The organism is Pseudaquabacterium rugosum (assembly GCF_038066575.1).
GTDB lineage: Bacteria > Pseudomonadota > Gammaproteobacteria > Burkholderiales > Burkholderiaceae_C > Pseudaquabacterium > Pseudaquabacterium rugosum.
The window spans coordinates 20,679-42,750 of the sequence record NZ_JBBUTF010000032.1; the positions used below are offsets into that span (position 1 = coordinate 20,679).

The following is a 22,072-nucleotide window of genomic DNA, read 5'->3' on the forward strand; positions in this document are numbered from 1 at the left end:
GGTTGAACCGCCTCTGGTCCTGGTGCTGAGTCCCTTGCCGTGTGGATCCTGGCCACACGGCCCATCCATCGCGTCAGGCTCATGACAGCTTCGTGGTGCACGCCTTTGCGGCACGCCAGATCTGCTGTCCGTGTGCCAGGGCCGGCTGGATTTTCCGGCCGCGCCGGTCGGGTTCCTGCCTCTCCTGCCACTCCTGCCGCACCCTGTTTCGCCTGATCTCCCGGTCGCCGCCTGCCGCTGCCTGCGGCCCGCTCAGCCCCGGGCTCCCGCAGGTCCGGTCTGCTTCAGGCGGTAGATCAGCTGTGAGCGGCTCAGGCCCAGCAGCCGCGCCGCGGCCGACTGGTTGCCACCGGTGGCGGCCATCGCGCTGCGCACCAGCGCCTGCTCCAGGTCGTCCAGCGCCACGGGTTCGATCCGTCCGGCGCACGGCCCATGGCCCTGCGCCGCGCGCAACAGGCGGTTCACGCCCCGGGCCAGCGGGTGGCTGTCCGGCCCCACTTCTCCTTCTTCGCCCCCCGTGCCCACCTCGCCCGTCGCGCTGACACCGCCTGCGCCGGGCCCCTCGCCACGCGGATCGGCCGCCCGTTCGTCCGCCCCTGCGTCCGGCCTGCGTCCCGGTCCGTGCGTCAGCGCCAGCCGGCCGTCGCGGCGCCAGCCCAGCCAGCCCTCGGGCGGCTGCTCGTCGCCCAGGAACAGGTGCGGCAGGTCGATCGCGCCATCGTCGCTGGCCAGCACCACGCCGCGCTCCACCAGGTTCTCCAGCTCGCGGATGTTGCCCGGCCAGCGGTAGGCCAGCAGCGCGTCGATGGCGCGCGCGGTGAAGCCGGCCACGCGCCGGCCGTCGCGTGCGTTGAAGCGGCGCAGGAAGTGGTTGAGGAAGACGGGGATGTCCTCGCGCCGTTCGCGCAGCGGCGGCACGCGGATCGGCAGCACGTTGAGCCGGTAGTAGAGGTCCTCGCGGAAGCGGCCGGCGGCCACCTCCTGCTTCAGGTCGAGGTTGGTGGCGGCCACCACCCGCACGTCGACCTTCAGCGTCTGCGTGCCGCCGATGCGCTCGATCTCGCGCTGCTGCAGCGCGCGCAGCAGCTTGCCCTGGGCGGTCCAGCCCAGGATGCCGATCTCGTCGAGGAACAGCGTGCCGCCATGGGCGCGCTCGAAGCGGCCGGGCCGCGCGCTCTGGGCGCCGGTGTAGCCGCCGCGCTCGACGCCGAACAGCTCGGACTCGATCAGCTCGTCCGGAATCGCCGCGCAGTTGATCGCGACGAAGGGCCCGTCGGCGCGCGGGCCGATGCGGTGCAGCGCCTGGGCCAGCACCTCCTTGCCGACGCCGCTCTCGCCGAGGAACAGCACCGTGGCCTGGGTGCCGGCCGCGCGCCGCACGAGGTGGCAGGCCGCGTTGAAGCCGGCCGAGACGCCGACCACCGGGCTGTCGCCGAGCAGGGCCGCGGCGTCCGAGGCCACGAGGGCGCTGGCGGTGCCGGCCGGCACCGGGGCCCGGCCGTCCCAGGCCGCGCTGCTGACGCCATGGCCCAGCGCATCGGCCTGCAGCGGGCGCAGGTCGTCGGCGGCATCGTCCCAGTCCTCGGCCGGGCGGCCCAGGATCACGCAGCAGGGCGCGCCGTGGCCGCTGCACTGCAGCTCGCGGAAGACCACCGGCCGGCCCATGAAGCGGCTGACATAACCGCTGGCATAAGCCGTCTGCTGCCAGCACACCGGGCCGGTGGACAGGCCGCACATCTGCACATGGGCCTCGGCCTCGGCGCAGCCGTGCCAGCGGAATTCACCGAGAAAGCGGCCCTGCTCCTCGTCGAGTTCCAGCCGCACCTGCTCGACCCGCGCCACGCCTTCGAGCATGTGCAGCCGCGGGCCGATGTGCAGCGCATCGGTCGGCGCCTGGCCGCGGCGCAGGCGGTGGGCCAGCTCGGCATCGTTGGCGCCGCTGTGGTAGCCGATGCGCGCGATCAGCCCGCGCGCCTGGTCCAGCCCCAGCGAGGCGATCAGCTCACGCCGGAACACGCCCAGCGAGGAGTTGTGCAGCAGCAGCATGCGCTGCTCGTCGAGCCAGATGCGGCCCTCGTGCGGGTCGAAGCGCAGCCGGGCCAGCAGCGCTTCGGTCGGGGGCAGGGGTTCGGCCGCGGGATCCCCGGCCGGGGCAACGACGGGGGCGAGCATGGCGCGGGCGGCGGGCGCGTCAGAGCTTCCAGACCGCCTTGAGCCACAGCGCCGTGCCCTGGGTGTGCCAGCGCGCGGCCGTCTCCTTCAGCACCTTGGCCTCCAGCGAGACGCCGGCCGGCGACTGCCAGCGCACGGCCGGGCCGAGCGCCAGCACGCGGGTGCGCATGCCGTCGCCGACCACCGCGCCAGCCTGTTTGTCGTCGGTGGTCTGGTGGATCAGCATGCCCTGCAGGCCGACCTGCCAGTCCGGCGCCACGCGCTGGCCGAGGTTGAAGTCGGCGTGCAGGTACTGGCCCGAGCGGTAGTCGGTGTCGTCGTTGCGGCCGTTGATGCTGTAGGTGATCTTGGCCGAGGCATCGAGCCCGGCCGCGTTCAGGTAGGAGGCGACGAAGACCGGTCGCAGCGTCCAGTGGTGGTTGCCGGTGTTGGCCAGGCGGGTGCGGTCGTAGGCGCCGGTCGGCGCGACGACGGCCAGTGCCGCGGCGTGGTGCCATTCGGGGCCGTGCCAGGCCACCAGCGCGCCCAGCTCCGGGTCGCCGAGGGCGGTGCGGCTGTCGCTGGCACCGGCGGCGTCCACCTTCAGATCGACCAGCGGCAGCACGCCGTAGGCGCCGAACTGGCCGCCGGCCACCGGCGTGTCCGACATCCAGACGACGCGGCCGACCACCGCCGTGGCCCGCACCTTGAAGCCGGGCACGGCCGAATCGCCGTCGCCGTTGTTGAAGCGGTCGGCCCGGTAGTGGTTGACGTAGACCAGACCGTAGCTGCCCGGGGGCGGCAGCGCGCCGGCCAGGAAGCCCTCGGCCCCGGCCGCGGCGGTGGTCAGGCCGCCCTCGGTGGCGTGGGCGGCGGGTGGGATGGCGGTCAGGGCGGCCAGCGCGGACAGGGCCAGGCCCGTGGCCCGCGCCGCGGTGGCCGCGGGCCGATGGGTGGTGCTGACGGTCGACGAGAGGGTCTTCAGGGGCTTCAGGGTCTTCGAAAGGCGCATGGTTGTCTCCTGCGTGGGTGTCGCTATCGAGAACGAGGGGAGAACGAGGGGCGGCGGCCGGCCATCGCGGACCGGCCTGCGGAACCCGGGGCCGGCGATGCGGCTCGCCGGGGGGCCGGAGCGCTCGGTGCTCCGGCCGGGACGGGCGCCGCGGGGCGCAGGCTCTGCCGGCCTGTCGCGCACCGCGGGCGCGGGCTCAGGGCAGGCCCTTGCGGCGGCCGGCGTCCATGAACAGCGTGCCGCCGGCCAGTGCGTCGGCCTGCGGATCGCACAGCAGCGCGATGGCCCAGGCGATCTGCTCGGGCGTGGTGAAGGCGCCGATGGCGGACTCGGCGCGCATCGCCTCCAGCACCTCGGCCGTGGACTGGCCGTCGCGTGCGCCGCGGGCGGCGGCCACGCGGTGCAGGCGCTCGGTGTCGGCCGGGCCGGGGGCCACCAGATGGGCGGTGATGCCGCGCTCGCCGAGTGCCCAGCTGTACTGCCGCACCAGGTTGGCGAGCGCGGCATTGGCCACGCCGGCGGTGGCCGCGTAGGCGCTGGGCTCGAAGCCGTAGTGGCCGCCGATGGCCACGATGCGCGACTGCCGCCGCAGCGCCGGCTCGACCGCCCGCACCAGCCGCACCAGGCCGCCGACCTTGATGTCGACCGCCTGCACCAGCGCGGCCGTCGGTGCCTCCAGCACGCCGCCGGCCGTGGCCACGCCGGCGCCCTGCACGGCGATGCGCACCGGCCGGCCGAGCGCGGCGACGGCCGCACCGATGTCGGCGATGGCGCGGTCGTCGGCGATGTCGGTCGGGCACAGGTGCAGGGTGGCGGCTGCGCTGGCGGTGCCGGACGCGGTGGGCGCCGCCGGACGGGCGGCGTGGTCCGGTGTCACGCCCGGGGCCAGGCCCGATGCATGGCCCCTCGCAGCGGCCTCGACCTCGGCCTTCAGCCCGGCCAACGCGTCGGCCGAACGGGCGACGGCCATCACGTGCAGGCCGCGCGCCAGCAGCGCCTGCACGATGACCCGGCCCATCGCGCCGGTGGCGCCGACGACGACGGCCAGCTCCGGCCCGTGGCCCGCGGGCATGGCGGTGGATGTGGTCATGGGGGCGGCGGCACCGGCACGGCGGCCGTCAGCGGCGTCCAGGGGCGGTGACATCGGCCCTCTCCCCTCAGGCGCGACGCGCCACGTCCTGGAGCAGGCCGCGGGCCTTGGCCATCGTCATCGCGGTGTCCTCGATCATGTCCTCCTGGCCGCCGATCATCTTCTGGCGGCCCAGCTCGACCAGGATGTCGCGCGCCGGCACGCCGAAGCGGGCCTCGGCCTTCTTCGCGTGCAGCAGGAAGGTCGAGTACACGCCGGCGAAGCCCAGCGTCAGCGATGAACGGTCGACCCGCACCGCGTGGTCCATCATCGGCACCACCACGTCCTCGGCCAGGTCCATCAGCGGGAACAGGTCGCAGCCGGTGACGATGCCCAGCCGGTCGCAGACGGCGACGAAGACCTCCAGCGGCGTGTTGCCGGCACCGGCGCCCAGGCCCGCGACCGAGGCGTCGATGCGGCTGGCCCCGGCGGCGATCGCCGCCAGCGAGTTGGCGATGCCCATGCCCAGGTTGTGATGGCCGTGGAAGCCGATCTCGGTCTCGGGCCTGAGCACCGCGCGCAGCGCCTGCACGCGGGCCGTCACGTCGCCGGGCAGCATGTAGCCGGCCGAATCGGTGATGTAGATGGTCTGCGCGCCATAACCTTCCATCAACAGGCCCTGGCGTGCCAGCCCTTCGGGGCTGTTCAGGTGGGCCATCATCAGGAAGCCGGTGGTGTCCATGCCCAGCTCGCGGGCGCGGGCGATGTGCTGCGGCGCGGTGTCGGCCTCGGTGCAGTGGGTGGCCACGTGCACGCTGCGGGCGCCGCAGTCGTGGGCGGCGCGCAGTTCGCGCATGGTGCCCAGGCCCGGGATCAGCAGCACCGAGACCTTGGCCTGCGTCATCCTCGGGCAGACGGCGCTCAGGTACTCCTCGTTGCTGTGCGGCGCGAAGCCGTGCTGCAGCGAGTTGCCGCCCAGGCCCGCACCGTGCGTGACCTGGATCAGCGGCACGCCGGCCGCATCCAGCGCGCTGGCGATGCGCACCATCTGCTCGACCGAGATCTGCTCGCGCTTGGCATGCATGCCGTCGCGCAGGCTCATGTCGTGCAGCATCACGCGGCGGCCGCGCAGCGCGGCGTCATCGAACCAGGGCGTGGCGCCGGCGGTCGGCGTGGACGGGGCGGTGCTCACGAGGGCTCCTTGGATGCGGCGTTGGCGTTCGTCGATGTCAGCGGGATGGCCTGCAGCGTCAGCCGGCCGTCCAGGATCTCCTGGGCGAACATCTCGGCGGTGCGGCAGGCGGCGGCGGTCATGATGTCGAGGTTGCCGGCATAGGTCGGCAGGTAGTCGCCGAGGCCGGCGACCTGCAGGAAGACCGTCACGCGCTTGCCGTCGAACAGCGGCCCGTTGACCAGGCGGTAGCCCGGCACATAACGCTGCACCTGCTCGATCATGGCCAGCACCGAGTCGATCAGCGCCTGCTCCTTGGGCGCCTCGTCGAGCAGGCAGCTGACGGTGTTGCGCATGATCATCGGCGGCTCGGCCGGGTTGATGATGGCCAGCGCCTTGCCGCGCCGTGCGCCGCCCACGCGCACCAGCGCATCGCTGGTGGTGTAGGTGAATTCGTCGAGGTTGGCCCGCGTGCCCGGCCCGACCGACTTCGACGACAGGCTGGCCACGATCTCGGCATAGTCGACCGCCTGCACCCGGCTGACGGCATGCACGATGGGGATCGTGGCCTGGCCGGCGCAGGAGATCATGTTGACGTTCATCTCCAGCCGGTCCACGTGGGTCTGCAGATTGACCGGCGGCACGCACAGCGGGCCGATGGCCGCCGGCGTCAGGTCGACCATCAGCACGCCCAGCGCATTGAGCTGGCGCGCGTTCTCGGCATGCACGTAGGCGCTGGTGGCATCGAAGGCGATCTCGATGCCGTCGGCCTGCACGTGCGGCAGCAGGCCGGCCAGGCCGTCGGCGGTGGTCTTCAGGCCGAGGGCGCGGGCGCGGGCCAGGCCTTCGGAGGCGGCATCGATGCCGACCATCCAGACCGGCTCCAGCACCGTGCTGCGCTGCAGCTTGTAGATCAGGTCGGTGCCGATGTTGCCCGAGCCGATCAGCGCGCAGCGGATCCTGCGGCCGCGGCCTGCGCCGGCCGCGGTGGGGGATGAGGACATGGAAAACTCCGGAAATGAGGGGTCGATGCGCTCAGACGAAGCGCAGACCGACGCTGCCCAGCGACTGGAAGCGGGCGCAGACGAAGTCGCCGGCCTTGACGGCGAAGGCCTCGGTGATGCCGCCGCTCATCACGAAGCTGCCGGCCGGCAGCGCCTCGCCCAGCGCATGCAGCACCTGGGCGACGAGGGCCACCGCATCGGCCGGATGGCCCATCACCGCGGCGGTGGCGGCGATCGCCTGAGGTTCGCCGTTGCGCTCCAGCACCACGCCCAGGCTGGACAGGTCCAGGTCGTGCGGTCCGCAGGGCTGGCCGCCGGTGACGTAGCGGGCCGACGAGGAGTTGTCGGCCACCACGCTGGGCAGGTCGAACTTGAAGCCGGCGTAGCGCGAATCGATGACCTCGATGGCCGGCACGATGAAGTCGGTGGCCTCCAGCACCTGCTCGCGGGTGACGTCGGGGCCGGCCAGCGGCGCCTTGAGCACGAAGCCGATCTCGCACTCGACGCGCGGATGCACGAGGTCATCGGTGCGCACCGCGCTGCTCTCGGGCCGGGCCATGTCGGCCAGCAGGAAGCCGACGGTGGGCACGCGCACGCCCATCTGGTCCATCTTGGCCCTGGAGGTCAGGCCGGCCTTCCAGCCGACCTGGCGCCGGCCGGTGGCCAGCCAGCGGTCGCGCAGCGCCAGCTGCACCGCGTAGCCGTCGCCCAGCGTCATGCCGGGCACCTCGTCGGTCAGCTTGGGCATGGCGCGCGCGGTGGTCTGCGCGGCCTCCACGCGGTCGGTCAGGGCCTGCAGCAGGCGCTCATCCAGGCTGCGGCCCATGCTCAGCGGGTTCGTCGTGCTCACAGCGCGGCCTTTCCATGGAAGCGGGCGGTGCAGCGGCCCAGGCCGCCGATGTGGCAGGTCAGCTCGTCGCCGTCGGCGACCGTCAGCAGCTGCGATTGCGAGCCCGACAGGATCACCTCACCGGCGCGGAAGGGCAGGCCGAGCCGGCCCAGCGTGTTGGCCAGCCAGACCACCGCGTTGACCGGCGAGCCCTGCACGGCCGCCCCGGCGCTGGTCGAGAACAGCGCGCCGTTGCGCTGCAGCACCATGCCGGCCAGCGTCAGGTCCAGCTTGCGCGGGTTGCCCTTGGCCTGGCCGAGCAGGAAGACGCCGCAGCTGGCGTTGTCGGCCACCGTGTCCTGGATCTTGATCTTCCAGTCGCGGATGCGCGAGTCGACGATCTCGAAGCAGGGCGTGACGTAGGCGGTGGCGCGCAGCACGTCGGTGGCGGTGATGCCGGGGCCCACCAGATCTCGCTCCAGCACGAAGGCCAGCTCGGCCTCGGCCTTGGGCTGGATCAGCGTCGAGAGGTCGACACCGTCGGCCTCGGTGCACACCATGTCGGAGGTCAGCTGGCCGAAATCCGGCTCGTAGACGCCGAGCAGGTCCTGCACCGGCTTGCTGGTGACGCCGATCTTCTTGCCGACGACGCGCTCGCCGGCCTGCAGCCGCCGCGCCACGTAGCGCGACTGGATCGCGTAGCCGTCGGTCACGGTGATGTCGGGATGGCGTTCGAGCAGCGGCGCCAGCGTGCGCCGTTCGCGCCACGCGTCGTACAGCGCGTCGCCGCACTCTTGAATCAGATCAGGACTCACGCGGTCTCTCCCCATGTGCGTGTGTTCATCCAGCAGCCGCCACGGAACCGGCTCCGCCGGGCCGTCAGCGGCGCCCCCTGGAGGGGGAGCGGGCTTGCCCGCTGCGGGGGTGGGCTCAAAGCTTGATGCAGACGTTGCGCAGCTCGCTGTAGAACTCCAGCGAGTGGACGCCGCCCTCGCGGCCGATGCCGCTCTGCTTGCTGCCGCCGAACGGCGTGCGCAGGTCACGCAGGAACCAGCTGTTGACCCAGGTGATGCCGACGTCGACGGCCTCGGCCATGCGATGGGCGCGCCGCAGGTTCTCGGTCCAGATCGTGGTCGACAGGCCGTAGCGGTTGGCGTTGGCCAGGCCGATCACCTCGTCCTCGGTGTCGAAGGGGCGGATGTGGCAGCAGGGGCCGAAGATCTCCTCGCGCACCACGCTGGCCGTCTCGGGCAGGCCGGTCCAGATCGTGGGCTGCACCCAGGCGCCCTCGGCCAGCGGGCCGCTCATCTCGGGCACGCCGCCGCCGGTCACCAGCGTGGCGCCCTCGGCCACGGCCTTCGCGTAATAGGACAGCACCTTGGCCTTGTGCTCCTGGCTGATCAGCGGGCCGTAGTTGCTGCCGGCGTCCGACGGCCGGCCGTACTTCACCGCCTCGCAGCGGGCCTTCAGCGCGGCGACGAAGCGCTCGAACAGCGGCCGCTCGACGTAGACCCGCTCGGTGCCCAGGCAGACCTGGCCGGTGTTCATGAAGGCCGAGCGGAAGATGCCTTCCACCGCGGCATCGAAGTCACAGTCGGCGAACACGATGCCGGCGTTCTTGCCGCCGAGCTCGAAGCTCACGTCGCGGATGCCGTCGGCCGCCGCCTTCATGATGGCCGCGCCGGTGCGCGTCTCGCCGGTGAAGGTGATGGCGGCCACGTCGTCGTGGCGGGTCAGCTGCTCGCCGGCCGCGTCCGGGCCGAAGCCGTGCACCACGTTGTAGACGCCCGGCGGCACACCGACCGCGTTCATCACCTCACCCAGCAGGGCAGCCGTGGCCGGTGTCTCCTCACTCGGCTTGACGACGACGGTGTTGCCGCAGGCCAGTGCCGGGCCCACCTTCCACGTCATCAGCAGGAAGGGCGCGTTCCAGGGGCTGATGACGCCGATCACGCCCTTGGGTTTGCGGATCGCGTAGTTGAGCGCGCCGGCGCCGTCCGGCGTGTCCATGCGGAAGCTCTCGGTCGGCACGTTCTTCACCACGTCGGCGAAGATCTTGAAGTTGGCCGCGCCGCGCGGCACGAAGGCATGCGCGATCACGTGGTGCGGCTGGCCGGTGTCGGCCTCCTCGGCCGCGACGAAGTCGTCGAAGCGTTTGGTGATGCCGTCGGCCACCGCGTGCAGCAGGGCCAGGCGCTTCTCGGTGGGCATGCGGCCCCAGTCGCCGTGCAGCGCGGCGCGGGCGGCGGCCACCGCCGCGTCGATCTCGCTCTGGCCGCCTTCGGCCACGCGGTAGAGCAGGCGGTTGTCCAGCGGCGAGCGCTTGTCGAAGCGGCGCCCGCTGGCCGAGGGCACGAACTGGCCGTTGATGAAATGCAGGGTCTGCGGCGTGTCGGTCATGGGGCGCTCGCGGTCGATGGAAGGCGAAGTGAGGAGATGAGGAGACGAGGGGCCGGCGGTGCTCAGCCGCCCTGGCCGGCGGCGCGGCGGGCCAGCTCGGCGGCGCGGGCCTGGCTGGCCGGCACGCCGCCGATGGCCCAGCGGTCCGGGTGGACGTGGTCGATCTGCACCCGCACACGCTGCGGGTCGCCGCCCAGCACGCGGGCGGTGGTCGCGCTGAGCGCGGCCATCACCCGGTGCAGGGTCTCGGTCGAGCGGCCTTCCATCAGCGCCATGCGGATCAGCGGGATCTCGGCCTGCGCACGCGGCGTGCGGGCCAGCACCTCGTCGGCGGGCTCGCCGGCGATCGCGTAGAGCTCCGGGTCGACCTCGGTGATCCAGACCTGCAGCCGTTCGGGCGGCGCGTCCAGCGCCTGGGCGAAGGCCGCCGAGGCCTCGCGCAGCAGCTGCTTGAGCACCGGCCGCGGGTGGCCGGCCAGCACGTGGATGTGGGCGATCGGCATCGTGCGGGGCCTCAGGTCACGACCGTCAGGAAGGTCTCGTGCATCTTGCGGTGCACGACATCCAGCCCGCCGCCCTCGCCCAGACCCTCCCAGGTCCAGCGGATCGGCGGCTGGTCGGGATAGGACGAGTTGCCGCCCGAGAAGGTCTCGAAGCGGTTGCCCGACGGATCCCACGCGTAGATCGTGCCGCCGCGGGTCACGCCGTGGCGCGTCGGGCCGATGTCGACCTTGACGTCGTGCGCGGCCATGATGTCGCCGGCCCGGAAGACGCGGTCGATCGACTCCATGTAGAACGAGACGTGGTGCAGCTTGCCCGGCTCCGGATGGATGACGAAGGCGATGTCGTGCGCCTTGTTCGAGCAGCACAGCCACAGGGCGCCGGGGATGTCGGAGCCGGGCAGGGTCACGTACTCGGCCAGATGGAAGCCCAGCACCTTGGTGAACAGCTCCAGCACCTGGTCGACGTTCGGCCCGTAGAGCAGCGCGTGGTCGAAGCGCATCGGCGCGATGCCGGTGTCGAAGCGCGTCGAGTAGGGCTTGGGGTCGACCTGGCCGAGCTGGTTGCCGACGAAGGTCTTGTCGGCATAGAGCTCGATCAGGTGGCCGCTGGGGATCTCGAAGCGCACGCGCTCGCCGGTCTCCAGCAGCTCGCCGGCGGGGATGCGCTCGGTCTTCAGCCCCCAGTCGCGCAGGTCGGCCTCCAGCTTGTCCAGCGTGGCGGCGCTGTCGACCTTGAAGCCGAAGAAATCCATGCCGGCGCGGTCGGCGGCGCGCAGGATGATGCTGTGGTGGTCGCGCTCGTCCCAGGCCCGCAGGAAGACGCGGCCGCTGGCGTCGCGGCCCATCTCCTCCAGCCCGAGCACGTCACGGTAGTGGTGCACGCCCGCATCGAGGTCCATCACCCGGATCTGCACGTGTCCGGGGCGAAGCACGCCTGTCATGGCCATGTCGAAGTCTCCTGTGGTGGCGGGCCGTCCACGGTCGGTCTGACGGCCGGGCCCGCTCGTCGCGCCCACCGGAAGACGCTCCGGTGCGACGCATGGGAGCCACTGTAGGAGCCGGGGGAGGGCATCGTCCAATACCATCCAGGCCTTGCAGACATACCTGAAAGGCATGTCTGGTGGATGTGATGCGAAGATAATGGTATGGTTTTCCCTGATGGCGCCTGCCGCCGCACGGATCACCCAACGCGCGTCATGCGCGACATGGATCGCCCGCTGGAGCCGGCATGGAACTGCGTCACCTGCGCTACTTCGTCTGCGTCGCCGAGGAGCAGAACATCGGCCGTGCGGCGCTGCGCCTGCACATCTCGCAGCCGCCGCTGACGCGGCAGATCCAGCAGATCGAGGACGAGATCGGCGCCCAGCTCTTCCGCCGCACCGGCCGCGGCGTGGAGCTGACCGACGCCGGACGCGTGCTCTACGACGACGCGCGCCAGATCCTGGCCATGGCCGAGCGGGCGGCCGAGCGGGCCAACAAGGCGGCCCAGGGGCTGATGGGGCGGCTGGACGTGGCGGTCTTCGGCTCGGGCATCTTCGGCCCCATCCCGCAGCTGCTGCGGCATTTCCGCGAGGCCTATCCCGAGGTCAACATCGTGCTGCACACGCTCGACAAGGAGGAGCAGGTCGATGCGCTGCGCCACCGCCGGGTCAGCCTGGCCTTCAACCGCCTGATGCGGCCGGTCGACGGCCTGGTCAGCGAGACGCTGCTGACCGAGCCGCTGTACGTCGCCCTGCCCGACGGCCATGCGCTGGCCGCGGCCGATGCGGTGGCGCCCGCCGCGTTGGAGGGCCAGCCGCTGGTGCTCTATCCGACCGGCTCGCGGCCCAGCTTCATCGACCGCGCGCTGCAGCTGTGCCGCGACAGCGGCTTCGAGGCGCAGGTGGCGCAGGAGGTGGGCGACGTGGTGCACGCGCTGACGCTGGTGGCCACCGGCTGCGGCATGTGCCTGGTGCCGCGCTCGGCCACCTCGCTGCAGTTGCCGGGCATCGCGTTCCGGCCGCTGGCGCACGCGGCCCGGGTCGACCTGTGCTGCATCTACCGCGAGGACGACGGCTCGGTCATCCTGCAGGCGCTGCTGGAATCGATGCGGCGTGCGGTGGCCGAGGGGCGGGTCGGCGGCTGAGCGCCGCGGCGGCCGGGCCGCGCGCCGTGCGCGTCAGAGCCCGAAGCGCAGGCCCAGCCCCGTCAGCACGAAGCCCACGCCGAGGACGGTCACCAGCCCGATGCGGCGGGCCATCGCCGGCAGCGTGGCGGGGCTGAGGTGGGGGATCAGGCGGAAGCGGGCGTCGATCGCGGCGATGACGGTGGCCGCCAGCAGGGCCAGCTTGAGCACGATGCCGGTGACGCCCGGCAGCTGCCAGGTGGCCGGCAGCAGCAGATCGGCCAGCGCCGTGCCGTGCGGCCAGCGCAGATGGGCCAGACCGAGGCCGGTGGCCACCTGCAGCAGCAGCGCGGGCATGCCGACGCGCTCGAAGCCGGCCTCGAAATCGCGCAGGCGGGCGACCGAGCGCTCGCGCATCACGCGGGGCAGGACGGCGAGCGCCAGCACCAGATGGCCGCCGGTCCATACCATCGCACCGAGCAGGTGCAGGGCCAGCAGGCTGACGTACAGGTTCAGGCTCATCTCGACTCCGGTGGGTCCGCGCTGAGGCGGGAACCCGACCGGTGTCGTGGCGGGGCGCGGACCCCACCGTCCGCACCGGGCCGATCGCCGCTCAGGACATCTGCGATTGTTGGTAGTTCTCCAGGCCCACCGCCTTGATCAGGCGCAGCTGCTGTTCGAGCCAGTGGGCGTGGTCTTCCTCGGTGTCCTTGAGCATGGGCATCAGGATGTCGCGGGTGACGAAGTCGCGTTCGCGCTCGCACAGCGCGATGGCGCCGCGCAGGTCGTTGACGACCTTGTACTCGACGGCCAGATCCTTGGCGATCACGTCGGGCAGGTCATCGCCGATGGTCAGCGCGGCCGGCACCATGTTGGGCTTGCCACCCAGCATCAGGATGCGGCGGATCAGCGCGTCGGCATGGCCGGTCTCGTCCTCCATCTCGTGGCTGATGCGGGCGGCGATCTTCTCGAAGCCCCATTCGGACAGCATGCGCGAGTGGATGAAGTACTGGTCGCGGGCGGCCAGTTCGTAGACCAGCAGGTCGTTGAGGGTGTCGAGAACGGCGGGAGAACCTTGCATGATGGCGCGTCGCAGGTAGGCTGGGCAGGAGGCCCCGGGGTCGGGGCCATACCCGGGATCCTACGCCGCCACGCGCCCGGTCGGTCATCCCGGCGCGATCCGGTGCGATCAGGCCGACAGCAGGGCGGCCGGCAGCAGGCCTTGCAGCAGCAGGCGCCAGTCGCAGGGCGGACGCGACGGCGCCAGGCCGTGGGCGGCCTCGCCGAGCTCGGCCAGCGCGCGGCCCTCGCGGTCGAGCAGCAGCAGGCTCTGGTGCAGGCCGTCCCGTCCGGGGCGGTTCAGCAGCCAGCAGCTGTCGATGGCCGACAGGCGCAGGCGCAACTCGAAGTCCTGGCCCTCGGCCAGGAGCCAGCCGTCGCGCAGGCGCACCTCGCGCGGCTGGGCGGCGCACACCGGCAGCGACGGCGTCAGCCGCAGGCCGCAGCGCTGGCCGGACTGGGCGGCCAGCGTCATCAGCTCGACCGCGGCATCGGTGCCCAGCTGGCGGGCATAGCCTTCGGGGGCCAGCCGCAGCGCCTGGTCCAGGCTCAGGCCCAGCGTGGCGCACAGCGGGGCCCACTGCCGGGGATCGCGCAGCGCGCGCCAGCCCTGTTGCAGGGCGGCGCTCAGGCCGTCGGCGGAGGGGGGCGCGGGCCGGTCCGTCGGGGCGGCCGCCGTGTGAGATGCGGGCCGGGCCGGTGCGCGGGCCGTGCCGGGCCCGGCGGGCGTCTGCGGGGTGTCCGGCCGCATCGGCGACCGGGCGGCATCGTCCATCAGGTCCAGCCAGGCCACCGGGGCCAGGGGGCCGTCCAGCAGCCACTGCAGCGTGCAGCGGCCCTGGCCGTCGATCAGTTGCAGGCTGCGTTGCACGCCGCCATCGGGCGCGCGGGCCTCGACCGCCCAGACGCGGCCCTCGGTCCGCGGGCTGTCGTCGCCGGCGCTCTCGTGGCCCGCGCCGCTGCCGGACGAGCCGCTGCCGAGCGGACCGCTGTTGCCGCCGCTGCCGGCGTCATGGCCCAGGCCCGCGGCCTGCAGCGCCTCGGCGGACGGGGGCGCACCGGCCTGCCAGCGCAGGCTGCCGTGGCGCCCCTGGGCCAGCATGCGCAAGGGCCACAGCGTGGCCAGGGCCGTGTGCAGGCCGTCGGCGTCCAGCGGCAGCGGCCGCACCTGCAGGCTGTGGCTGTCCGGGCAGGGCGGCGTCGGGTGGTGCAGATGGGCCTCCAGCAGCTGGCGCTCGCGGATGCCGATGGCGGCGGCCACCAGCGGCTGCAGCGCCGCCCAGCCCAGCGTGTCGCCGCGCAGCCGTCGGCGCAGATCCTGGGTGTGGCCGACGATGCGGGCATCGCGGGCGCCGGGGCCCAGACGATCGATGCGGGCCAGGTGCGCGGCCGGGCCGTCGTCGATCACCTGCCAGGGGTTCTGGCGGGGCGGGGCCGGCCGGAGCGCCGGTTCGGCAGCGCGCCGGGGAGCGGGAAATGCAGCCATGGGACGTCCGCCGCACAGGGCGGCGCATCAGGTCCGCAGGGCTGGCCTCAGGCTGGCGGCGGGCGTGGGTCGGGAGCGGCGGAGAAGGCCGTGAGGACGCCCCGCGCCCGGGCGGCCGATCGTGCGGCGGGCGTGTGTGGGGCCGTCAGGCTTGCATGGTAATGCGAACCATTCGCATATGGCAAGCGAGGCGATCGCGCCCTGCCGACGTCCGCGGGCGGCTCAGCGCGACGTGTCGGTGGCTGGGCGGCCGATGGCCGGCGGCGCGGGCTTGCGCGTGGCCAGCCAGATGGCGGGCAGGATCAGCGCCGCGCCGGCCGCGTGGTAGGCCTGCGGCGGCTGGCCCAGCAGCAGCCAGGACAGCAGCGCGCCGTACAGCGGCGCCAGGTAGAGCACCAGCGCGCTGCGGGCCGGTCCCAGCTCGCGCATCATCAGCGCGTAGGCGCCGTAGCTGAAGACGCCGGGCAGCAGCGCGGCCAGCACGATCAGGCCCCAGGCCTGGGGCCCGAGTGCGGGGGTGGGCGTCAGCACCGCCTCCAGCAGCGTGAACGGCAGCAGCACCACGACGCCCCCCGCGGCGATCGCCGCCAGCCGCGGCAGTGGCGCCAGGGCCGAGCGCCAGCGCGCCAGCAGCAGCGAGTAGGCGGTCCAGCTGACGGCCGCCAGCGCGATCCAGCCGTCACCCGGGTTCGGCCGCACCGACAGCAGCGACAGCGGCTGCCCCTTGCTGATGACCAGCAGCACGCCGGCCAGCGCACAGATCAGGCCCACGCGCTGGGTCAGCGCCATGCGCTGGCCGCTCAACCGCGTGTCCAGCAGCGCGATGGCCACCGGCGATGCGGCATAGATCAGCGCGATGTTGACCGGCGTCGTGCCCTGTCCGCCCATGTAGACGATGGCGCCGCAGATCCACATGCCGAGCGCGCCCAGCACCAGCGTGCGGCCGGCCTCGGCGCGCAGCACCGCGCGCTGCTGCCACAGCGTGCGGCCGACCCAGGGCAGCAGCAGCGCGCAGGCCAGCGTCCAGCGGCCGAGGGCCAGCTGGTGCGGCGCGATGCGGCCATCGGCCACGCGGGCGATCAGGTAGTTGGACGACCACAGCGCGGGCGTCACCCACAGCAGGATCAGGGCGAGGCGGTGGCGGGCGGCTGGGGTCACGGGCTCTGGGCGGCGAGGGGAGGCTGCGGCGGGGTGCCGCGGGTGCCCTGCGGCTGGGCATCGCAGGCGGCGGCGACCGATTGTGGCGGCCGGTCCCCCTGTCGCCAGCGGGCGCGGCCCGGGCCCGGCTGTGCATCGGCGCCGGACGGCTGGGCCCGGCCGCCGCACTGCAGCGCCGCCGTCAGCGGCTGCAGCCGCGCGCGGCGATCGGCCAGACCGCCTCGACGCGGCCGTCGCGCACCACCACCAGCGTGTCGTGCAGGTTGAAGGTCGGGTCGCAGTGGCCGGGGATCAGCTGCAGCACCTGGCCGGCGGCCGGCGGGTGCGCGTCGGCCGGCCAGTCGGCCACGCCGTGCTCGTCATTGGCCTGCCAGTGCGACCACGGCGCCTGCGGCGCACACGGCCGCGGCGGGCCGCTGTCGGTGGCCAGCGATTTCAGGCCGGCGTCCAGCACCCGGCGCCACGGGGCGCCCGCGCGGCGCACCGCGTCGCCAGCGCTGCTGATGACGGTGCTGGACAGGAACAGCGCCGGCTCGAACACGGCGTCGCTCGCCAGGCTGTGCGCATCGGGCTGGTTGTCGGCGTAGTCGCGGTCGAGGAAGGCGTAGCTGCCGGGCTGCAGCTCGGTCAGCACGCGTTCGGCATCGGGCGCCGGGTCGAGGTCGAAGGCCAGGCTGCCGGTGCCGCCGCCGCTCACGCGGCGTGGCGGCCGGCCGTCGGCGCGCAGGGCCTCGACGATGGCGCGCGTGCGCTGCGCGGCGGCGCGCACGGCGGCACGGCGTTCATCGGCCCCGCGCAGGTGCTGCAGCGCGCCCTGGTAGGCCTGCAGGCCGTCCCAGTCCAGGCCGGGCGCGGCATCGATGGCCGCGACCAGCGCCCGCACGGCCTGCGCGTCGTGCACGCCGCAGCGGCCCTGGCCGACGTCGATCTCGACCAGCACCTGCAGCCGGCTGCCGTGGCGCCGGGTGGCGGCGTCCAGCCAGTCGATCTGGCGCCGGTCGTCGACGACGATGGCCAGGCGTGGTGGTGCGTCCGCGGGGCAGGGCGGCTCGGCGGCCGGGTTGACGGTGTCGCCCGGGGCGGTGGGGTGGCCGGTCGGCGGGCTGGCTGGCGGGCAGGTGCTGATGCTGGTGCCGGTGCCGGTGCCGGTGCCGTTCGTGGCCGCGCGGGCGCGGGGTGCCGCCCAGCCGGCCAGCCAGTCGGCCTGGGCGGCCGAGGCGGGCTGGTTGCTGATCAGGATGTCGCGCACGCCGGCCTGCAGGAAGGGCCAGGCCTCGGACACCTTCTGGCAGCAGATGCCGACCGCGCCGAGCGCGATCTGCGCCCGGGCGATCTCCGGGCACTTGTGGGCCTTGCCGTGCGGGCGCAGCGCGACGCCGGCCGCGTCGGCCGCGCGTTGGGCGCGGCGCAGGTTGCGCTCGAAGGCGGCGGCGTCCAGCCACAGCGTGGGCGTGGGCAGATCGGCCAGCGCCTGGCCGGGTTGTGGCAGGGGCGGGGCCTGCCAGGAGGAGGGCGTGTGCATCGTCGGTCGGGGGGCGGAGGTGATGGGGCGTCTCAGGCGGCCGGGCCGTCCATCGCGGCGGCGAACTCGGCATCGGGCAGCAGCGCGCCGCCGGTGGTCCACGCGACATGGGTGGCCCGGGCCAGATGCGCGCCGACGCCGCTGCGTGCCAGCCAGGCGCGGGCGGCGGCCAGATCGCCCGCGCCGTCCGCGGCCGCCTTGTCCGACAGCGCCTGCGCACGGGCCAGCCACAGCGGGCCGTCCAGCGCGGCGGCGGCCGAGGGCTCCAGCCGCAGGCCGGCCGCCGTGTGGGCGGTGCGCATCAGCGCGCGCAGGCGCGCGTCGGTGACGGTCAGCACGCCGGCCAGCCGGTGGCCGACCTGCTCGGCCACCAGGGCCGAGGCCCGCGGCACCGCCAGGCCGTCGGCCAGCGTGCGGTTGTCCAGGCCGATGTCGTAGACGGCGGGCGGTTGCGGCGCACGCGCCAGTTGCGCCAGCAAGGGATGGGCCGCGCACACCGCCGGATGGGCGACCAGCAGCTGCAGCAGCAGGCAGGGCGAGGCCACCGGCTCGACGAAGAAGGGGTGGACGTGCGCACCGAACAGCCGCTGCAGACCCCAGGCGATGCCACCCGGCGCGCCGCCGACGCCACACGGCAGCCAGACGATCAGCGGATGCTCGGCATCGACGCGCCGACCGGCGTCCGCCAGCTGCCGCGCCAGGCCGCGGGCGGCGGCCGCATAACCGAGGAACAGCGCGCGCGAGCGCTCGTCGTCGACGAAATGGGCGCGCGGGTCGGCCTCGGCGGCGGCGCGCCCGGCGGCGACCGCGGCGGCATAGTCGCCCGTGTGCTCGACCACCCGCACGCCGTGGCGGCGCAGGCGGTCCTTCTTCCAGCCCTTGGCCTCGGCCGACATGTGGACGGTGGCGCGAAAGCCGAGCGCCGCCGCCATCAGGCCGATGGCCATGCCCAGATTGCCGGTGGAGCCGACCGCGATCTCGTGCTCGGCGAACAGCGCACGGGCCTGCGGTGAGGCGAGCACGGCGGCCTGTTGTGACGGAGGCGCCGGTGGCGCCGGTGGCGCGTCCGCGGCCAGCAGGCCGTGGCGGCGGGCCAGGGTCTCGGCCTGCAGCAGCACCTCGTGGAAGCCGCCGCGGGCCTTGACCGAGCCGGCCAGCGGCAGCTGGTGGTCGGCCTTGATCCACAGCGCGCCGGCCGCCTGCGGCAGGCCGAGCGCGGCCTGCAGCGCCGGCTGCGCCAGCAGCGGTGATTCGATCACGCCGCCGGCCGCGGCCAGGGCCGGGTCGCAGGCGGCCAGCACCGGGGCGCAGCGCGCCAGCCGGGCCTCGGCGTCGGGCAGGGCGGCGGCGAGGGCGTCGGACTCGGTTTCGGCGGCGTGCGCAGGGGCGGTGTCGGGATCGGTCCCTGTGCTGATCCCGGCCCTGGCCCCGGCCCCGGTCGGGTGGCCCCCCGGTCGGGCCGCGTCATCCCGCTCCTGCGGCGCGGCCGGCAGGCGGACCGGATGGCCGGCGCGGTCCTGCGTCCACAGCAGCGGCCGGCCCTGGCGCAGGGCATCGAGGTCGAGCGGGCCGGCCCAGGGGACGTCGATCGCCGGTGCCGCGGCGCGGGCGGGCGCGTCGCCCGGCAGGGTGACTGTCGTGGACGCCGCGGGTGCGTGGGCGCTCACGGGCGAGGGCGAGGGCGAGGGCGTCAGGCCGGGCCTGTGGTCCGGCGCATCGGTGGCAGTGATCTCGGTCATGGCGCGGATGCTGGCGTGGGCGGGCGGTGCGGGCAAGCGGCTTATAGTGGTCCGGGCATGAGTGTCACTGATGATCTGCGGCGTCTGTCCGCGCCGTCCGGCGCCCCGCTGAACGCCTCCGTCCTGTCCTGGTTGCGCTGCTTCGACGCGACCGCCCGCTGCCTGAGCTTCACCCAGGCCGCCGATGGGCTGTGCATCAGCCAGGGTGCGGTCAGCCAGCAGGTGCGGCTGCTCGAGGAATGGCTGGGCCGCACCCTGTTCGAGCGCCGGCCGCGGGCGCTGGCGCTCACGCCCGACGGCCGGCGCCTGGCCGCGATGACCGCGCCGGCCCTGGCCACGCTGGCCAGCGCCGTGGCCCAGCTGCGCCTGCCGCCGTCCGACGGCACGCTGGCGCTGGGCTGTGCGCCCTCGTTCGCGATGGGCTGGCTGACGCCCCGGCTGGGCGACTGCTTCCGCCGCCATCCGGGGCTGGCGCTGCGGGTGGTCAGCCTGTTCACGGTGCCGCGCGATCTGCCGGCCGAGGGCCTGGACGCCTGGATCGGCTACCAGCCCGAGCCCCCGGCCGGCGAGCATGTGGAGCCGCTGCTCGACGAATGGCTGTTGCCGGTGGCCGCGCCGTCCTGGCTGGCCAGTCCACGGCGGACCGTGCAGCCCGCCGATCTGCTGCACGATGACCAGCCCTGGCCGGGCGCCCACGCCAGTGATGAGTGGGGCTGCTGGCTGGCGGCCGTGGCCACCGGCCTGCGGCACGAGCCGGCGGCGCTGGCCCGTCGGCTGAGCGCGGGTGGCGGCGCCGTGGCACGCCTGTCGGCCGAGGCGCTGGCGCCGCTGCTCGGCCTGTTCGCCGGGCCGGCGGGGCGGGCGGACAGGGCCGACGGGGACAACCGGGCTGATCGGGCCGACCGGGCTGACCGGGCCGACAAGGCGCCAGCGGCCGGTGTCGAGCCGCCGCCCCGCGCCGGGGCGGGACCGGCCCTGGCGCCGCCCGAGGCCTGGGCCGCCGCGCTGGCCGGTGGCCGTCGCTTCAACCTGGTGCAGCTGTCGGTGGCGGCGGCCCAGGCCGGCCAGGGGGTGGCGCTGGCGCGCTGGTCGCTCGTCGCCGATGAGCTGGCCGAGGGCCGGCTGCTGGCGCCCTGGGGGGTGGCCGTGCTCAGCCCGGCGCGCTACTGGCTGGTGGCCTCGTCGGCGGCGGCCGCCTCACCCGCGCTCGGCTTGCTGCGCGACTGGCTGCGCGATGCCCTGGCCGCCGAGGCCCAGGCCCGGCGCCAGCGCCTGCTGCAGCATGGGCTGGTGCTGGTCGATGGCGCGGGCGTCCCGGCCGGCGATGTCGCCCATCGGCGATGATGCGCGCCCCGTCGACCGATCGCGCGGCACCGTCCCGCCACCCCGCACCATGCCCATGTTGTCCACGCTCGAACTGCATCCGGCGGAGCCCGCCACCGCCAGCCTGATCGTGCTGCACGGCCTGGGCGCCGACGGCAGCGACTTCCTGCCGGTGTGCCGCGCCCTCGATTTCCGTCGCACCGGCGCCGTGCGCTGCGTGCTGCCGAATGCCGCACCGCGCCCGGTCACCCTCAACGGCGGCCACCGCATGCCGGCCTGGTACGACCTGTACGCGGCCGACATCGGCGGCGACCGGCCGGAAGACGAGGCCGGCCTGCGCCAGAGCATCACCGACGTCCATGCGCTGATCGACCGCGAGATCGCCCGCGGCGTGCCGGCGCACCGCATCGTGCTGGCCGGCTTCTCGCAAGGCTGCGCGATGACGCTGCTGGCCGGCCTGCGCCATCCGCAGCGCCTGGCCGGCCTGGCCGGCCTGTCAGGCTATCTGCCGCTGGCCGCCACCACGGCGGCCGAGCGCTCGGCCGTCAATGCCGATCTGCCGGTCTTCCTGGCGCACGGCCAGAACGACGAGGTGGTGGTGCCGGCCCGCGGCGAGGCCGCGCGTGACGCGCTGCTGGCCCTCGGCCAGCCGGTGGACTGGCACACCTGGCCGATGGGCCACGCGGTCTGCCAGCCCGAGATCGACGCGCTGCAGGCCTGGTTGGACCGCGTGCTGGCGGTCTGAGGTCGGAGCGGCCTCGGGGCCGTGGCGCTCGCCGTGGGGCCCGTGCAGCCGCACGGCCGGCCCCCGGCCGCGTGGCCTCAGCCGCGGTTCCGGCCGCGGCGCAGGCCGGCGCCGCAGACGGCCAGGCCGCCGAGCATCAGGGCCCAGGTCGCCGGCTCGGGCACCGCGCTGGTCACCGCACTGGTCACCGCCGGTGCGGTGTAGCTGACGGTGGCCGCGGCCTGCAGCGAGGTCGCGCTGATCTCGCCATGGCGCCGGCCGCTGAGATCGCCGTAGCCGCCGCTCCAGGTGTCGTTGACGATGAAGCTCAGCGTGTTCACGCCCTCGACGAAGGGGCCGGTGATGCGCGCGATCGGGTCACCGCTGACGTACTGGAAGCTGTACGGCGAGGCGCTGCCGCCGGCCGTCATCACCATCGCCGTGCCGCTGCCCGTGCTCAGCGCCAGGCTCAGGATCTCGGTGCCGTTGAGCTGCACCACCGCGCGGTCGTCGGCCGTCAGCAGCGAGAAATCGAGGGCGGCGTTGCTGAAGCCGGCCGGCAGGACGAAGTCCAGCGTGGCGGTCCAGAAGTCGTCGACACCGCTGTGGTCGGCGGAGATCGACAGGTCGAGGGTGTCGGCCGAGGCCGCCGACACCGCGCCGGCGGCCAGCAGGCCGGCCAGCAGGGGCTTCAGGATGGGGTTCATGTGGGGTTTCCAGACGACGTCGCGGGCGGTTCGACGTGGACCGCCTCTAGGGGGGTGATGTTGCATCAACGCATCACTCGCGGCGGCGGCGTTCCCCAGGCAAAAGCCACG

Annotated in this window: 20 protein-coding genes; 3 read left to right on the top strand and 17 right to left on the bottom strand. The window is 74.0% G+C overall.

Annotation, left to right across the window (positions count from 1 at the left end; genetic code table 11):
- Positions 1-252: 252 nt before the first annotated feature.
- The 10 genes from AACH11_RS23065 to AACH11_RS23110 form a co-directional block, all read right to left on the bottom strand.
- Complete coding sequence (locus tag AACH11_RS23065; protein WP_341376638.1) at positions 253-2,172, bottom strand: sigma 54-interacting transcriptional regulator; 1,920 nt, start codon at positions 2,170-2,172, stop codon at positions 253-255.
- Between the two features lie 19 nt (positions 2,173-2,191).
- Positions 2,192-3,163 (bottom strand): SphA family protein, encoded by a 972-nt coding sequence (locus AACH11_RS23070; protein WP_341376639.1) that lies wholly within the window; start codon positions 3,161-3,163, stop codon positions 2,192-2,194.
- Positions 3,164-3,359: 196 nt separating this feature from the next.
- On the bottom strand, positions 3,360-4,307 hold the full coding sequence (locus AACH11_RS23075; protein ID WP_341376640.1) for an SDR family NAD(P)-dependent oxidoreductase: 948 nt from the start codon (positions 4,305-4,307) through the stop codon (positions 3,360-3,362).
- A gap of 13 nt (positions 4,308-4,320) precedes the next feature.
- Positions 4,321-5,346, bottom strand: a complete 1,026-nt coding sequence (gene dmpG, locus AACH11_RS23080; protein WP_341376662.1) for a 4-hydroxy-2-oxovalerate aldolase — start codon at positions 5,344-5,346, stop codon at positions 4,321-4,323.
- 74 nt (positions 5,347-5,420) lie between these two features.
- Positions 5,421-6,407 (bottom strand): acetaldehyde dehydrogenase (acetylating), encoded by a 987-nt coding sequence (locus AACH11_RS23085; protein ID WP_341376641.1) that lies wholly within the window; start codon positions 6,405-6,407, stop codon positions 5,421-5,423.
- 31 nt (positions 6,408-6,438) lie between these two features.
- Positions 6,439-7,233 (bottom strand): 2-oxo-3-hexenedioate decarboxylase, encoded by a 795-nt coding sequence (gene dmpH / locus AACH11_RS23090; RefSeq protein ID WP_423228804.1) that lies wholly within the window; start codon positions 7,231-7,233, stop codon positions 6,439-6,441.
- Between the two features lie 20 nt (positions 7,234-7,253).
- Positions 7,254-8,066 carry a 2-oxopent-4-enoate hydratase gene (dmpE, locus tag AACH11_RS23095; protein WP_341376643.1) on the bottom strand — a complete coding sequence of 271 codons (813 nt, stop codon included), beginning with the start codon at positions 8,064-8,066 and terminating at the stop codon, positions 7,254-7,256.
- A gap of 100 nt (positions 8,067-8,166) precedes the next feature.
- Positions 8,167-9,636 (bottom strand): 2-hydroxymuconic semialdehyde dehydrogenase, encoded by a 1,470-nt coding sequence (locus AACH11_RS23100; protein WP_341376644.1) that lies wholly within the window; start codon positions 9,634-9,636, stop codon positions 8,167-8,169.
- Between the two features lie 62 nt (positions 9,637-9,698).
- The gene (locus AACH11_RS23105; protein WP_341376645.1) at positions 9,699-10,139 is read right to left on the bottom strand and encodes a tautomerase family protein; all 441 of its coding nucleotides are present in this window, start codon (positions 10,137-10,139) and stop codon (positions 9,699-9,701) included.
- An 11-nt stretch (positions 10,140-10,150) separates the two neighbouring features.
- On the bottom strand, positions 10,151-11,086 hold the full coding sequence (locus AACH11_RS23110; RefSeq protein WP_341376646.1) for a catechol 2,3-dioxygenase: 936 nt from the start codon (positions 11,084-11,086) through the stop codon (positions 10,151-10,153).
- Between the two features lie 281 nt (positions 11,087-11,367).
- Here AACH11_RS23110 and AACH11_RS23115 point away from each other — a divergent pair, with 281 nt between their 5' ends.
- Positions 11,368-12,264, top strand: coding sequence for a LysR family transcriptional regulator (locus AACH11_RS23115; RefSeq protein ID WP_341376647.1), 897 nt, complete (start codon positions 11,368-11,370; stop codon positions 12,262-12,264).
- Between the two features lie 33 nt (positions 12,265-12,297).
- Here AACH11_RS23115 and AACH11_RS23120 read toward each other — a convergent pair whose 3' ends face one another.
- The 6 genes from AACH11_RS23120 to AACH11_RS23145 form a co-directional block, all read right to left on the bottom strand.
- Positions 12,298-12,765 carry a copper resistance protein CopD gene (locus AACH11_RS23120; protein WP_341376648.1) on the bottom strand — a complete coding sequence of 156 codons (468 nt, stop codon included), beginning with the start codon at positions 12,763-12,765 and terminating at the stop codon, positions 12,298-12,300.
- Positions 12,766-12,856: 91 nt separating this feature from the next.
- Positions 12,857-13,324 carry a bacterioferritin gene (bfr, locus tag AACH11_RS23125; protein WP_341376649.1) on the bottom strand — a complete coding sequence of 156 codons (468 nt, stop codon included), beginning with the start codon at positions 13,322-13,324 and terminating at the stop codon, positions 12,857-12,859.
- A gap of 108 nt (positions 13,325-13,432) precedes the next feature.
- Positions 13,433-14,788, bottom strand: a complete 1,356-nt coding sequence (locus tag AACH11_RS23130; RefSeq protein ID WP_341376650.1) for a ChuX/HutX family heme-like substrate-binding protein — start codon at positions 14,786-14,788, stop codon at positions 13,433-13,435.
- A gap of 222 nt (positions 14,789-15,010) precedes the next feature.
- On the bottom strand, positions 15,011-15,946 hold the full coding sequence (locus AACH11_RS23135) for a DMT family transporter (protein WP_341376651.1): 936 nt from the start codon (positions 15,944-15,946) through the stop codon (positions 15,011-15,013).
- A 181-nt stretch (positions 15,947-16,127) separates the two neighbouring features.
- Positions 16,128-17,468: a DSD1 family PLP-dependent enzyme gene (locus AACH11_RS23140; RefSeq protein ID WP_341376652.1), complete on the bottom strand. Its 1,341-nt coding sequence runs from the start codon at positions 17,466-17,468 to the stop codon at positions 16,128-16,130.
- A 32-nt stretch (positions 17,469-17,500) separates the two neighbouring features.
- Complete coding sequence (locus AACH11_RS23145; RefSeq protein WP_423228805.1) at positions 17,501-18,961, bottom strand: D-serine ammonia-lyase; 1,461 nt, start codon at positions 18,959-18,961, stop codon at positions 17,501-17,503.
- Positions 18,962-19,264: 303 nt separating this feature from the next.
- On the opposite strand from AACH11_RS23145, the gene AACH11_RS23150 reads away from it, so the two are divergent.
- Both AACH11_RS23150 and AACH11_RS23155 read left to right on the top strand, forming a co-directional pair.
- Positions 19,265-20,551: a LysR substrate-binding domain-containing protein gene (locus tag AACH11_RS23150; protein WP_341376654.1), complete on the top strand. Its 1,287-nt coding sequence runs from the start codon at positions 19,265-19,267 to the stop codon at positions 20,549-20,551.
- 49 nt (positions 20,552-20,600) lie between these two features.
- On the top strand, positions 20,601-21,275 hold the full coding sequence (locus AACH11_RS23155) for an alpha/beta hydrolase (protein WP_341376655.1): 675 nt from the start codon (positions 20,601-20,603) through the stop codon (positions 21,273-21,275).
- Positions 21,276-21,352: 77 nt separating this feature from the next.
- Here the strand turns inward: AACH11_RS23155 and AACH11_RS23160 are convergent, their stop codons facing one another.
- Positions 21,353-21,961 carry a PEPxxWA-CTERM sorting domain-containing protein gene (locus AACH11_RS23160; protein WP_341376656.1) on the bottom strand — a complete coding sequence of 203 codons (609 nt, stop codon included), beginning with the start codon at positions 21,959-21,961 and terminating at the stop codon, positions 21,353-21,355.
- Positions 21,962-22,072 lie beyond the last annotated feature (111 nt).